The organism is Pantoea sp. BJ2 (assembly GCF_040255075.1).
Classification (GTDB): Bacteria; Pseudomonadota; Gammaproteobacteria; order Enterobacterales; family Enterobacteriaceae; genus Pantoea; species Pantoea leporis.
Window position 1 is genome coordinate 75,409 of the sequence record NZ_CP158294.1, and the last position, 13,600, is coordinate 89,008.

Consider the following 13,600-nt stretch of genomic DNA (forward strand, 5'->3'; position numbering starts at 1 on the left):
GGACCCTCTCCGCGCTGACGCCCGATCTTGTTGTCCCGAAAGCTTCATACCTCGCCGTTGCCAGCAAAACCTGTTCCGGTAGGCTACAGATCATGAAATGGCTTGTTTTATCAATTTAAAACACTATTTTAAACGACTTCCTATCGCACAGCCCCCTCCGGCTCCCTGGCATTGCCGGTTAGCTCCGCCGAAACCCTGAGGGGTTCGGGCTTGCCGGCTGGGGTCTGATGGCAACGGCAAGGTCTACCCCTGCAACCGGCTGGCGCCGGCGCGTTCACTGGCCACAAAAAGCCGTGGCCGCTGCGGACCGGCCCGACACGGCACCGTGGTGTGCCGTTCCGGGGACGTGTCCTGTTCATCTCCTGCTTTTTGTTTCGTTTCCCGAAAACCTTCGCCGTGCAATAACCTGGCACCCGGGCGTCTTCACGCAAGGGGCGCTCGCTAAACGGCTGCACCCGGTCCCTGCGGGCTGCGGCTTTGCCGTTTCCCCCTGCGTTCAGCCTGATGCCCGGTCGCCCGTTCTGCCCTCACGGCGAGGGACTCAGAGAAACATCACTTAAACCACACGGGAGACACAACATGTCACAGCAGAACGTCAACACCACGGCTTCAGAATCTAAAGAATCATCTCTTTTTAACTGCGAAAACTACCGCGCAACGTATTCGCCGGATGACAACAAGCTGCGCCTGTATTCGCTGCACCGTCTTGATGAGGAAACGTATAAGCGTGTGAAGGATGCGGGCTTTAAGTATGCGCCGCGTCAGGGGCTTTTTGTTGCGCCGATGTGGACGCCCGATCGCGAAGACCTGCTGATCAAGCTGGCCGGTGAAATTGAGGATGAAGATCAGTCGCTCTTTGACCGCCTGGAGGAGCGCGCGGAGCGCTTCGAAAAGTACAGCGAAAAGCGCGCTGCCGAGTCAGAGCAGGCGCTGGCCGCCGTAGACAGCCTGGCTTCGGCCATTCCCTTCGGGCTGCCGATTCTGGTCGGACACCACAGCGAGCGCCGCGCCCGTAAGCACGCGAAAAAGATTGAAAACGGCATGCGCCGCGTGGTCAACCTGTTTGAAACCTCGGAATACTGGGAGCGCCGGGCAGAGGCGTCACTGCGTCATGCAGCTTACAAGGAGCGCCCGGACGTGCGCTGGCGCCGGATCAAAAAGATTGAGGCTGAACTGCGTAAGGCTGAGCGGCGGCTTCAGGACGTGCAGAAATTTATTACGCTCTGGTCGTCTGCCAACCTTGACCGGGCAATGGCCCTTGTTATTGCAGGCGTCGATCACCTTCACTGCTGCTTTACCCTGGAGAAGTACCCGCGTTCGCCGGAGAAAAGCCAGTATGAAGGCAGCCGCAGCATCTGGTCAGCCCTCGAAGACGACATTATTACCGCCGAACAGGCCCGGGACATCTGCATTCCGTGCCATGAACGCACCATGGCGCGCTTAAGCCGCTGGACCGCGCACTACCGCAACCGCATCGCCTACGAGCGCGCCATGCTGGACGAACACGGCGGCGTGCTGGCCTCAGATACCGAAATGGTGCCGGGCGGCCAGGTTAAAAGTCGCGGGGAGTGGCTGACCATCATCCGCGTAAACCGCAGCGGCGGAAAAATCAGCTCGCTGGTTACGCCTGAGTATTCATTCATGTCACGGGGAAACGGTGCCGTCATCACCATCACGCCCGATCGCATTACGGAATACAAAGCGCCCAGCGCAGAGGAAGCAAAAACGGCGAAGGCGGCCGCGAAGCGCCCGCCGATTGTGAACTATCCGGGGGAGGGCTTTGAGCACATGACTAAGGAACAGTGGAGCAAGAAACACGCTGATTTTAAGCAGGTGAAAGGGATTGCGGCCGGTGACGATCACAAGGCCTACCGCATCCGCCGCGTGATGTCCACGGGCTACACCCTGTCGCCGGTTTACATCACCGACATGAAAACGGTAGAGGTGCCGCGCTGACAAATCAGAAACCCCGGTGCGGTCGGGGAATTTGTGTATATACATATGACTATACAAATCGTGCCGGTAACGCCGGCACGGGAGAGGAAAACATGCGTACAAAACTCAACGCGCGAATTGCGCAGATGCAGCAGAAACTCAGCGGCCTGCAGCCCGTGGCCCGGGTGCATGCAGATACACAGCTGTTTGTTTCGTCCGACCTGGTGTGCCTAAAGCTTGTCACCCTGGCCGATATTCGGCCGGGTAGCAGAGTGCTTGAGCCAAGCGCCGGGACTGGCGCCATTGTCCGCGCGGTGCTTGCAGCCGTGCCGGGAGTAATATGCCAGTGCGTGGAGATGAACGCGGCGCTGGCTGAACATCTCAGCGCGACGTTTCCTGAAGTGGCCGTGACCTGCGCGGACTTTCTGAGCTGCTCCCCGCAGGCTGTATATGACCGGATTATCATGAATCCGCCATTCCGCCACTGCGACGATCTGAAGCACATCCGGCACGCGCTGAAAATGCTGGCGCCGGGCGGTAACCTGGTGGCGGTCTGCGCAAACGGTCCGCGTCAGCAGCGGGAATTCAAGGATATTGCGACGCATCAGGAGGTGCTGCCGCGTAGGACGTTCGCATATACGGACGTTTCAACAATGATTGTCCGCATTGATGCCTGATCGCCTGTCTTACCGGCTTCGCGCTAGCGGGGCCGGATTATAGTGCCGCCAGCTGGGTCCGCAAACGTCAACGGCGGCAGACAACGGCTGCGCCGCCACGGCGGTTATTATCTCTTCGCCTGCGCTTTCTTTTTCGGAACGCTGTTAAACGGTCTTCTCTCTCCGCTTCCTGCTGCTGCTGATCCCTGGACTGTGCTGCAGCTGCTTCTCTAGTTTTCTGACTCTGAAGATCAAAGTCATGAACAGCCTGATGGCCACCTTCGGCTCCCCGACGGTGTCGGGTCGTCAGCCCTACTGCGCTAACCCCTCAAGGATTCAGGCCTGACGGCTAGGGTCTGATGACAACGGCAAGGATAGCATCAGCAGCTTGCTTACAGTCCGCTATGAGCGAGAAGCAGACGTTGAGGGCTATAATAAGATTACTTAATGTTAGCCGGCTTCAACACAAGCGCGCCGTAGTGTGCTTCGCGGTGACAGTTAGGACAGAGTGCAATAGCATTTTTAACAGAGTCCTCTCCACCGTTAGCAAGCCACACCACATGATGCACTTCAAGATACGGTCTACCATCTTCCCGCTTGAATGGTGCGTCACGTAGGCAGCTTTGGCACTTACCTCCAGCTAAGGCTAATACCTCTGCTACAACGAGGGGATTACGCTTGAAGATATAGCTCTTTATAATGACCCTTTCTGGCGTGGTGTTGGATGTGGCCAGCTTCTCTCTACGTTGTTCTGAGGTAAGTTGAGACGCTGTTTCTATGGCCTTTTCAAACTCACTTTTAACCGGGCGTGTTAGCCATTTTCCGTCTGAAGCTTCATAAATTTCAAACACACCATGAAGTGCGGAATCATAGACCTCGAAAACGTTTCCGCGCTTGAAAAGTCGTTCATATTCATGGTGGCGATGGGTGGCATCATCTGTTCGTCTGGCAGTCCTGTTAAAACTCCAGTGACCACGATTGCAGTTAACTGCGTTAACTATCAGATTCAAATAAGTATTGTCTTTGTAATGTGGAAATCTTTTCTTTAAAATTGCATCGACCTGAGCAGCCGTAGCCTTTCCAGCAAACTCGTTTTCAACTATCTCAGCGGTTGTTGTACGGATGGGTTTATCACCATAAACATACTTACGAGCCATTTCTCTATTCCTTGAAAATTCTGGAAGGTGTTGCTGAAGCATAGGCGCGGTGAACATCTTGACCTGCTCCCAGCAAACTAACATAGCATGATGTAAGCAAGTTCCGCTCCTGGCACATAGCTGACGTTGCAGAACGTATTGGTGGCCCCCTCCGGCTCCCCGGCGTTGCCGGGTCGTCAGCCCCACTCCGCTAACCGGCAGAGCCGGTAACCTTCGCCAAATCCCTCCGGGGTTCGGGCCTGCCGGCTGGGATCTGATGGCAACGGCAAGGTCAACCCCTGCAGTGGGCGTGCGCCCGCTCGTTCACTGGCCACAAAGGGACGTGGCCGCTGAGGACCGGACCGGCACCGTGGCGTGCCGTTCCGGGGCCGTGCCCTGTTCATCTCCCGCGCTCTGTTTCGTTTCCCGAGCCCCTTCGCCGTGCAGAAACCTGGCACCCGGGCGTCTTCACGCAAGGGTCGCAAGCTAAACGGCGGCACCCGGTCCCTGCGGGCTGCGGCTTTGCCGTTTCCCCCTGCGTTCAGCCTGATGCCCGGTCGCCCGTTCTGCCCTCACGGCGAAGGAACTCGGAGAAACATCACATGAAACTGAACGGGGGAAACAACATGTCACATCAGAACGTCAACACCACGGCTCCTGAATCTGAAGAATCATCTCTTTTTAACGGCCAGGGCGTACCTGGCGGTGCGGGGGAGCTGCTGGGCGATAGCTTTTTTGCGCCGGTAGAGTCGGATCTGATTGATTCGCTGCTGGGACGCTATCAGCACACCCGCACAAAAATTGAAGGCATTGCCAGCATGGTGACCAGCGGTGAAAACGCCCCTGCGGTGGCGCATTTTATCAGCGGCAATCTGAGCCGCCGCCGGGGATATTACGGGCGGTCCGTGTCCGAAATGTTCAGCGTGCCGGGCGCAGTTGCGTCCCTGAATTCGGCATTCTGGCAGGAGGCGTTAGACCTGACGGACGTTTACCAGTACATGCCCAACGACCGCCGTAACGAGTGGAATGAGCAGATCCGCGAAATGAAAGCGCCGGATTTTGAGGAAAAAACGGTGCGCGCCACGCTGTCTGAGCTGCTGTTCTCGCGCGAGAAGTTTTTTGCTGAGCGCATCGACGGCATTTTCCGCAACCTGTCCGGGGAACACGTTACCAACCGCCCGGAGGGCTTTGGCAAGCGCATGATCATGGCGCGCGTGTACGATGACTGGGGCGGCAATAATTACGATCGCACGGGCTACATCGATGACCTGCGCCAGGTGATCGCGAAATTTATGGGACGCGATGCTACCAGCTATCGCACCACAGACAAGATTCTGAAGATTGCCCGTTCGCGTGCCGGGGAGTGGCTTACCCTCGATGGCGGTGCGCTGCGCGTGAAAGCCTTTCTGAAAGGTACGGCCCATCTTGAAATCCATCCCGATATGGCGTGGCGTCTCAATGACATTCTGGCGTTTCTTTATCCGGCGGCGATCCCGGCGGAGCATCGTCAGAAGCCGCGCACAAAGTCGAAGACTTTTAACCTGACGTCGAACCTGCTGCCGTTCAGCGTGCTGAGCGAACTCAGCGAGCTGGAGATCGAGCGCACAGAGCCGCAGCAGCGTAACCGTTGGGAAGAGCCGCGCCAGCCGGTAACGTCAAACCCGAATAACCGTCGCTTTAAGAACCTGATGGACTTTGATAAGGACGTGCGCGCGGAGGCTGAAAACGTGCTGAGCAGTATTGGCGGCGTGAAGATGGCCAGAAATGCGTTTACCTGGTTTGAATTCGACTATGACCCGACGACGGCAATTCAGGATATTCAGCTGAGCGGCGCGCTGCCGGATCAGAAAACGCACCAGTTTTACCCGACGACGGAGGCGCTTGCGACGCAGCTGCTTGACGAGGTGGACATCCGCGAGGGTGAAATCTGCCTGGAGCCGAGTGCGGGAATGGGCGGGCTTGCCGACCTGATGCCAAAAGCGCAGACCACCTGCGTGGAAATCTCCCCGCTGCACTGTCGCGTACTTGAGGCGAAGGGGCACACCGTAATTGAAGGCGACTTTCTGCAGTGGGCGCAGGAGACCCGTCAGCGCTTTGACGTTGTGGTAATGAATCCACCCTACAGCGAAGGCCGTGCCGTGGCGCATCTGAACGCAGCCGCTGCGCTGGTAAAAGCGGGCGGGCGTCTGGGGGCCATACTGCCAGCGGGAACAGATAAAAAAGGCGTGCTGCCGGGCTGGGACTGCAGCTGGTCGGAACCGATGAAAGGTATGTTTACGGGTACGGGCGTTTGCGTGGTGCGTCTGGTGGCGTACAAGCCGGAGTAATAGACAGAAAAAAGGCAGGGCGTCAGCCCTGCCAGATTCTGCCCCTGATATCTACGACGAAGCCGGGGCATCAGAGAAACACTGACCACAGAACAGGAGATCAATGTGTCTACAGCGCAAACTTTAACACCGGGTAACCAGACAGTAAATCAGGAACTAAACGTGACGAGCGAGCCGGTGCGAATGGACGTTATCGAAGAAATTGCTGTACTTGCCGCAGGCACACAGCGACCGGCGCGTATATGGGGTAACACCGACCGGGCAACGGTTGCCGCTGAGGCATTATGGATTCTTGCAAGACGTACCGGATTAGACGGGAGAGGAGACGAAGCTTACACGTCCGTGCAGGATCTTGTCGCTAACCTGATGCACCTGTGTGAACAGGAGGGCATAACGCGCGGGGAGGTGACGTTTGCGTCGCTGGTCAGTACGGCGGAGATGCATTATCAGGCCGAGCTGGAAGAAGGGTAAAAGCAGTAAGCGCGGGGCTGGCAGCGGCCCTGCAGCTGTTTAAGGTCGCGTACTAAAAGCGGGCGGCCCTGCGGGCGACCCTGTAAATAATTCTGTGTAACTGCCCACCCTTAAAGGTGGCCGCTCAGGCGGTCACCGTATTCGATAATAAAGCGGCTCATCGCCAGCCGCCAGTTGATGATCGGCATTGTCCATTTCGCCGCCGCCGCTTCCGTTGCCAGCCAGATCACCTTTCGCACTGACTCATCCGTCGGGAACACCTTCCGTTTTTTGATCGCCTGTCTGATCACGCTGTTCAACGATTCGATGGCGTTCGTCGTGTAAATCGCACGGCGGATATCTTCCGGATAAGCGAACAACGTGCTCAGGTTCACCCAGTGAGCCCGCCAGCTTTTACTGATTTGCGGATAACGTTCATCCCAGGATTTAGCGAACGCATCCAGCGCCGCAAGGCCGCCTTCTTCCGTTGGGGCGCGGTAAATCGCCTTCAGATCACGCGTGACGGCTTTGTAGTCTTTCCACGTGACGTATTTCAGGCTGTTGCGGATCATATGCACCACGCACAGCTGCACGCGCGTCTGGGGGTACACGCTGTTTATCGCGTCCGGGAAGCCTTTCAGGCCATCAACGCAGGCGATGAGAATGTCTTCCAGACCACGATTTTTAAGCTCTGTCAGCACGCTCAGCCAGAACTTCGCCCCCTCGTTTTCCGCTATCCACATGCCCAGCAGTTCCTTGTGGCCTTCGGCATTGATGCCGAGCGCCAGGAAAACGGATTTGTTTATGACGCTGCCGTCCTGACGGACTTTCACTACGATACAGTCAAGGTAAACAATAGGATACAGCGAGTCGAGCGGGCGGTTCTGCCACTCGGTGACCTGCTCCTGAACCGCATCCGTCACCTTCGATATCAGTGTGGGCGACACGTCAGCGTCGTACATCTCTTTGAATGTCGCAACGATTTCCCGCGTGGTCATGCCTTTGGCGTAGAGCGAGAGGATTTGCCGGTCCATCTGGGTAATGCGCGTCTGGTTTTTACGGATAAGTAGCGGCTCAAAGGTGCCTTCGCGATCGCGTGGCGTGTTGATTTCGACTTTGCCATCATCGCTGAGCAGCGTTTTAGCGGAGTAGCCGTTGCGGGCGTTACTGCCTTTTTTGGGCTGGTTTTTTTCGTGCCCGAGGTGCTCAGTGAGCTCTGCACCGAGCGCGGCTTCGACGGTAAGCTTCGTAAGCATGCGTGAAAACTGATTGAGGTCAGCTTCCGTTTTGAGGCCCTTTGCCAGTTCGGCAGCAAGGGCTTTGAGTTTTTGTTCATCCATAATAATTACCTGTCTCCGTGATGTCGGGAACATATCAAAAACAGGCAATTACACAATTTAAATTACAGGCTCACCGGCTCTCTCCCTTCGCCTGCGCTTTCTCTCTCCGGAACGCTGTTTCTCGGTCTTCTTTCTCTGCTTCCTGCTGCTGTTAATCCTACTGCTGTTAATCCTTCTGCTGTGCTGCAGCTGCTTCTCCGGCTTCCTCTTCCTGAAGGTCAAAAGCATAAACAGCCTGCAGGCCCCCTCCGGCTCCCCGGCGTGGCCGGGTCGTCAGCCCTACTGCGCTAACCGGCTGCGCCGGTAAGCTCCGCCGAACCGGCAAAAGCGCCGTTTCGGGCCTGTCGGCTGGGGTCTGATGGCAACGGTAAGGTCAACCCCTGCAGCCGGCTGCGCCGGCGCGTTCACTGGCCACAAAAGGACGTGGCCGCTGAGGCCGCCCGCGTTGCGGTCGGGTGTGTGCATGCTCATCGCTAGCGCGGTGGTCATGTTGCGGTACGTCCCACGCGGCGGGCGAATCAAAGCACCGTCATTCATCAGATACAAGGGTGAAGTGAACGCCTGCGGCGCCCCTGTATCTGCTGCCTGCCGTTGCTTCTCAGCCCTTTGCCGCGAGGAACTAACCGAAACATGAATTAACCACCTGACAGGAGAACCAGCATGCACACACAAAACGTCAACGTCGCCGCTTCAGAATCTTCCAAAACATGGGTTAACGGCCAGGGCAAACCGGCTGACAGCCTGGTATTTGTGCGCATCGATACGGGAGCGGTGTTCAGCCAGGCGATTACGCTTAAAGACGGGAGCGTCGTGGCGCTGTTCAACTTTGAAACGCTGGAAGAATTGCAGATGCAGTACGGCGATATAGCGCTGATGACTGAATCCGAGGCCGATGCCCTGTTCTGTACGCGCCTTTTCAGGCCGTGGGAAGAAATCACCGAAGCGCGCTGGATCGATCAGCTGACCGTGCTGCCGCCGCTGGACTGGAAATCAACGCCCGCAGGCGAAACGTTCAAGTGCAGCGAAATGTATTCAGGCAGGGTGACGCACATTTTTGCGCACATTCGCGGGCGCTATTTTGAGTGTCGCGACTGTGCGTCGAAGAAACACGCGGATCTGGTGCTGGGTGCCGTGCTGGCAATGGCGGGAAATAGCGCGCATTAAAAAAGCAGGCCTGAGCCTGCTCTCTTAACGGTCGGAACGTGCAGCAACACGTTTCGGCCAGCATCAAAACACGAAGGAGAAAACTTTATGTCTGATATACGCATCCTCGCACACGCAAATGCGGTTGTAAACGTCCCTGCGGTGACCGCCTCCGCGCCGGAGCCTGACAATCTGACGCCCGCGCAGTTTATGGATCTCTACGGCTGGATATGCAAAGCAGGCACGTTTGCCGGATTTAGTGCCGTACCGTGGGAAGAACTGGGCATGTGCAGCGTCATTAACGAGCCGACCGACGAGCCGGAAGGGCTGCGCATCTATATGCGGGACAGGTGGCCGGTCGCGGTGCTGGAGTACGACGTGGGCTATCGACTGATGCCGGGCATGATAACTAACCGCTGGCAGCAGAGCTGACTGAGCAGGCCGCTGTTCTGATTAAAATTCATCCGCTGGCATGGTGTACGTGAGGCCTGCGGGATATAATGACAGCAGGATGCAGAAAGGCTGCGATCCTGCCCGAAAGGGGAAAATACATGTCGGCAACGGATATGAACGAGCTGAACACCAACAAAATTAACGCAGAAATTGCCAAGCTGATGGCAGAAACGCAGAAGCTCAACGCAGAGGCGGGCAAGCTGACGCGCGAAACGTTCTGGTATCCGGTGGCGATTGCCAGCGGCATGATTGGTGCGGTGGCAACGGTAACGGTGCTTGCCATGAAGGCGCTCGGACACTGACAGCGTATTACTGCAAACGATATTAGCCCCGAAAGGGGCTTTTTTATGCCTGCAATCAGATAAGGGGATTTGTGCCTGCATCGGCCATCGCCGGAAAAGCGGGCGGCCCTGCGGGCCGGGGAAAACCGGTGCTGACGCACCAGTCATCACCCTTCGCCTGCGCTTTCTCTCTGCGGGACGCTGTCTCACGGTCTTCTCTCTCTGCTTCCTGCTGTTCTCTCTTCTGCTGTTGTTCTGCAGCTGCTTCACCGGCTTCCTCTTCCTGAAGGTCAAAAGCATAAACAGCCCTCTGGCCCCCTCCGGCTCCCCGGCGTTGCCGGGTCGTCAGCCCCACTGCGCTAACCGGCAGAGCCGGTAAGCTCCGCCGAACCGGCAAAAGCGCCGTTTCGGGCCTGCCGGCTGGGGTCTGATGGCAACGGCAAGGTCAACCCCTGCAGCCGGCTGCGCCGGCGCGTTCACTGGCCACAAAAAGACGTGGCCGCTGAGGACCGGACCGGCATAAAGCCGCCGTCCGGGGTGTGTTCATGCCCGCTTTCCCGTCAGGTGAGGCTGTTCCGGTCATTCCAGGCGCGGAGGGCAAATCGAAGCACAGTCATTCGTCAGTTACCAGGGTGAAATGCACGCCTTTGGCGCCCTGGTAACTGCCGCCTGCCGGTGCTTCTCAGCCCTTTGCCGCGACTGGATCGACCGAAACATGAAACCTCACACGCACAGGAGAACTGCCATGAACACACATAACCTCAACACCGCCACGCCAGAATCTCCCAAAACATGGTTAAAAACACCCCGGGCACGCTGGCTTGAACGCAAAGACAGTTTGCTGACTGAACTGGCTAAAATTGAAGGGGATCTGCTGATGCACCGCTCGTTAGAGCAGATAGATGGGGACTACTGGACGGAAGAACGGTTTTTCAGTCCATGCGATGCCGCAAATATTGTTAAAAACCTCATTGAGGCAGGCGCAATTAATTCTCCTGTTGTGTATGACATGGTGCTTTCTGTCGAAGCGCTGGCGTTGGAGCTGGGTGATCACGAGTGGCGCAGAATTCACCCGGCAGCCCTGGCAGAGCTCAGCATTTATAAAAGCGATGCAGAAGCTGCGCGTAAGCGTTGTATTGCTGTCGAAATCGAAAAGGAAAAGCCTTATGGCGTGTTTGCATACGGTGAAATGCGCTATCCGTTTGATGAACACGAATATGAAACTCAGCAGGAAGTGCACACTATATGTTTGGGGCGGGCGCGGACGGTGGCTGAAGCAATAGAAATTGCAGCAAAGGCCTGGCTTGAGGATAAGTGGGACTCTCATGAGCCGGAAAAAATTTATCAGGACAGCGATACCGAGAGTGAAGATCAAACAGCCAGCTTTATTCCAGGCAAAATTTTTATCAAAGACGATCAGGAAAGAGCGGTGTTAATGACGACGGCAGATAAGCTGGAGTGGAAAGCGCCGGTCGCCTGAAAACAGCTTTGAACCTGAAGCCCCAAAAGGGGCTTTTAAAGGCCTGCATATCAGTGACGTCTGAGCCGGTTGCAGGCACCGCCTGAAAAACGGGCGGCCCGGAGGGCAGGAAGTAACCGGTGCTGACGCACCGGCCATCTCCCTTCGCCTGCGCTTTCTCTCTCCGGGACGCTGTCTCGCGGTCTTCTCTCCCTGCTTCCTGCGGCTCTCTCTTCTGCTGCTGTGTTGCAGCTGCTTCTGCGGTCTCATTTCCATGAAGGTCAAAAGTATAAACAGCCTGATGGCCCCCTCCGGCTCCCCGGCGTTGCCGGGTCGTCAGCCCCACTGCGCTGACCGGCTGAGCCGGTAAGCTCCGCCGAATCCCTCCGGGGTTCGTGCCTGCCGGCGAGGGTCTGATGGCAACCGCCAGGCCAACCCCAGCAGCCGGCTGGCGCCGGCGCGTTCACTGGCCACAAAAAGACGTGGCCGCTGAGGCCGCCCGCATTGCGGTCGGGTGTGTGCATGCTCATCGCCGGCGCGGTGGTCATGTTGCGGTACGTCCCACGCGGCGGGCGAATCAAAGCACCGTCATTCATCAGATACAAGGGTGAAGTGCACGCCTGCGGCGCCCTTGTATCTGCTGCCTGCCGTTGCTTCTCAGCCCTTTGCCGCGAGGAACTAACCGAAACATGAATTAACCACCTGACAGGAGAACCAGCATGCACACACAAAACGTCAACGTCGCCGCTTCAGAAGCTTCCAAAACATGGGTTAACGGCCCAAAAATCTGCGTCAGTGCAAACGATCTGCGCACGCGCTGGCACGTCACAGGCGAAAACGGCGAAAAAGTCACGCCGTCAGAGGGGAAGCACTACCCGGCGCGAAACGGCAGCTATGGCGCGGACGTGCTGCTGCTCGATGAAACGGATGTCATAGCGCTGATAGCTGCCGGAAATACCGCGTTGCCGCGACTGGCGAGTTCAGGCAAAGGCATGACGGCGCTGTACGACTTGGGCGAAAAGGCCGCCGGGCGTTACCTGATTGCCAGCCGTGGCCAGATTTTTTACCGCACGGATTCATGGCAGGAAGTGCGCCGGGAGTATATTCGCCGGGCCGCAGAGGTGCTGAGGGAGGAAGTGCGGGAGTGTCTCGATAACTTTGACGCGGCGATGGCGGCAGGACTCGACCTCTACAAGGCAAGCGACGTCGCACGCGGGATCATCACACTGGAACCCCCCCTGTACCCGGCTACTGAAAATCAGGTAACTGCCGGTGCCGGTGATACCACCCTGAACAATATCCCCTTCTGAAAACGTTGCGCGGCCTGTCAAGGCGGGCTGCTTTTTCGTCTCAAATGATTTAAGGAAAACTAAAAATGAAAATGCACAATGCGCAGGCAGTGGTTATCGGTCAGGTTGTCAGCACAAATCTTTATAATCTTGGTCGGGGTGTGGTATGTGCCATTCACGGGGAGCAGAAATCGTGGTCTGTGCGTTCGCTTTCAGGCGTCGTGTCCTATGGAGGAAATGCCACGTTTGATATTGCTTTTGAAAGCGGTCATATATCTCGGGCTCTGCCTGAGTGCATTTTACACGACAGTCAGTGGCGCATATGCGAAGAAATAAAACGCAAGGAAGAAGTGGCGCACATCCTTCAGCAAGCCGAGGACGAAGAACGCCGTAAACACCGTGAGAAAGAACGCGAAGAACAGCAATTCAGGGATGAATGCCTGCGAATGAAATCAGCTTCGGAATACGCCGCATTGTCGCAGGATAAAAAGGGCGCGGTGCAGGTGACGGGAAATATTCGAAAAGAACTGAAGGCTAAATTCCCGGGCGTTAAATTCTCCGTGCGTAAACGCAGTTATGACAGTGTCAGTGTAAACTGGACGGATGGTCCGACGGAAGAGCAGGTAAAAGAGATTACCAGTAAATACCGTGACAGTTATTTTGACGGTATGCAGGATATGTCTGTTTCATGTTCATCAGCATTCAATCAGGTTTACGGAGGCGTGGGCTATGTCTTCACCGATCGGGATTATTCGGACGCGATGAAACAACAGGCTATCGGGATACTTAAAATTAAGTATGATCACTTGCTAGCTAATGAAGATGTTTCTGTAGCCCGGTTCAATTCTGGTGACCTGTATCGAATTCGGCCAGATTATTTTGGTCACGGGTATGGCATCCAGGGCGAAATAAATAAGATACTCGCGGTCACTGCTGCGTAAGTTGGAAGGGGCCGAAAGACTCCTTTTTTTAACCGTAAACTCTCTAACGAAGATATCACTGTTTCAGCGAGATAAATCTGGTAATGCGCCTTTAGCATAAAGAATGGTGAAATTATATTGCGGCTCCCGGTTTGCCCTTTTCCGGCATTGGACCGTTACGGGCAATTCTGCGCATGTCGTTCGGTGTTTT

General features: G+C 56.3%; 12 protein-coding genes. 10 read left to right on the plus strand and 2 right to left on the minus strand.

Annotated features, from left to right (window positions below; all coding sequences use genetic code 11):
* The first annotated feature begins 579 nt into the window (after window positions 1-579).
* Both AAF463_RS23700 and AAF463_RS23705 read left to right on the plus strand, forming a co-directional pair.
* Window positions 580-1,956, plus strand: a complete 1,377-nt coding sequence (locus AAF463_RS23700; protein WP_350262682.1) for a DUF3560 domain-containing protein — start codon at window positions 580-582, stop codon at window positions 1,954-1,956.
* A 92-nt stretch (window positions 1,957-2,048) separates the two neighbouring features.
* A complete protein-coding gene (locus tag AAF463_RS23705; protein WP_350262683.1) occupies window positions 2,049-2,612 on the plus strand; it encodes a methyltransferase in 564 nt (187 codons plus the stop codon).
* 419 nt (window positions 2,613-3,031) lie between these two features.
* Here AAF463_RS23705 and AAF463_RS23710 read toward each other — a convergent pair whose 3' ends face one another.
* Window positions 3,032-3,748: an HNH endonuclease gene (locus AAF463_RS23710; protein WP_350262684.1), complete on the minus strand. Its 717-nt coding sequence runs from the start codon at window positions 3,746-3,748 to the stop codon at window positions 3,032-3,034.
* Window positions 3,749-4,353: 605 nt separating this feature from the next.
* Here AAF463_RS23710 and AAF463_RS23715 point away from each other — a divergent pair.
* Both AAF463_RS23715 and AAF463_RS23720 read left to right on the plus strand, forming a co-directional pair.
* Complete coding sequence (locus AAF463_RS23715) at window positions 4,354-6,054, plus strand: DUF4942 domain-containing protein (protein WP_350262685.1); 1,701 nt, start codon at window positions 4,354-4,356, stop codon at window positions 6,052-6,054.
* 105 nt (window positions 6,055-6,159) lie between these two features.
* Window positions 6,160-6,525: a hypothetical protein gene (locus tag AAF463_RS23720; protein WP_350262686.1), complete on the plus strand. Its 366-nt coding sequence runs from the start codon at window positions 6,160-6,162 to the stop codon at window positions 6,523-6,525.
* A 110-nt stretch (window positions 6,526-6,635) separates the two neighbouring features.
* Here AAF463_RS23720 and AAF463_RS23725 read toward each other — a convergent pair whose 3' ends face one another.
* Window positions 6,636-7,844 (minus strand): IS256 family transposase, encoded by a 1,209-nt coding sequence (locus tag AAF463_RS23725; RefSeq protein WP_350262687.1) that lies wholly within the window; start codon window positions 7,842-7,844, stop codon window positions 6,636-6,638.
* Between the two features lie 660 nt (window positions 7,845-8,504).
* Between AAF463_RS23725 and AAF463_RS23730 the strand changes: the two genes are divergently transcribed.
* The 6 genes from AAF463_RS23730 (at window position 8,505) to AAF463_RS23755 (ending at window position 13,410) form a co-directional block, all read left to right on the plus strand.
* Window positions 8,505-9,008, plus strand: coding sequence for a hypothetical protein (locus tag AAF463_RS23730; RefSeq protein WP_350262688.1), 504 nt, complete (start codon window positions 8,505-8,507; stop codon window positions 9,006-9,008).
* Window positions 9,009-9,095: 87 nt separating this feature from the next.
* Window positions 9,096-9,419 (plus strand): hypothetical protein, encoded by a 324-nt coding sequence (locus tag AAF463_RS23735; protein WP_350262689.1) that lies wholly within the window; start codon window positions 9,096-9,098, stop codon window positions 9,417-9,419.
* 119 nt (window positions 9,420-9,538) lie between these two features.
* On the plus strand, window positions 9,539-9,742 hold the full coding sequence (locus AAF463_RS23740; RefSeq protein WP_233988962.1) for a hypothetical protein: 204 nt from the start codon (window positions 9,539-9,541) through the stop codon (window positions 9,740-9,742).
* Window positions 9,743-10,466: 724 nt separating this feature from the next.
* A complete protein-coding gene (locus AAF463_RS23745; protein ID WP_350262690.1) occupies window positions 10,467-11,201 on the plus strand; it encodes a hypothetical protein in 735 nt (244 codons plus the stop codon).
* Window positions 11,202-11,899: 698 nt separating this feature from the next.
* Window positions 11,900-12,490: a hypothetical protein gene (locus AAF463_RS23750; protein ID WP_350262691.1), complete on the plus strand. Its 591-nt coding sequence runs from the start codon at window positions 11,900-11,902 to the stop codon at window positions 12,488-12,490.
* A gap of 65 nt (window positions 12,491-12,555) precedes the next feature.
* The gene (locus AAF463_RS23755) at window positions 12,556-13,410 is read left to right on the plus strand and encodes an LPD29 domain-containing protein (protein WP_350262692.1); all 855 of its coding nucleotides are present in this window, start codon (window positions 12,556-12,558) and stop codon (window positions 13,408-13,410) included.
* Window positions 13,411-13,600: the final 190 nt, after the last annotated feature.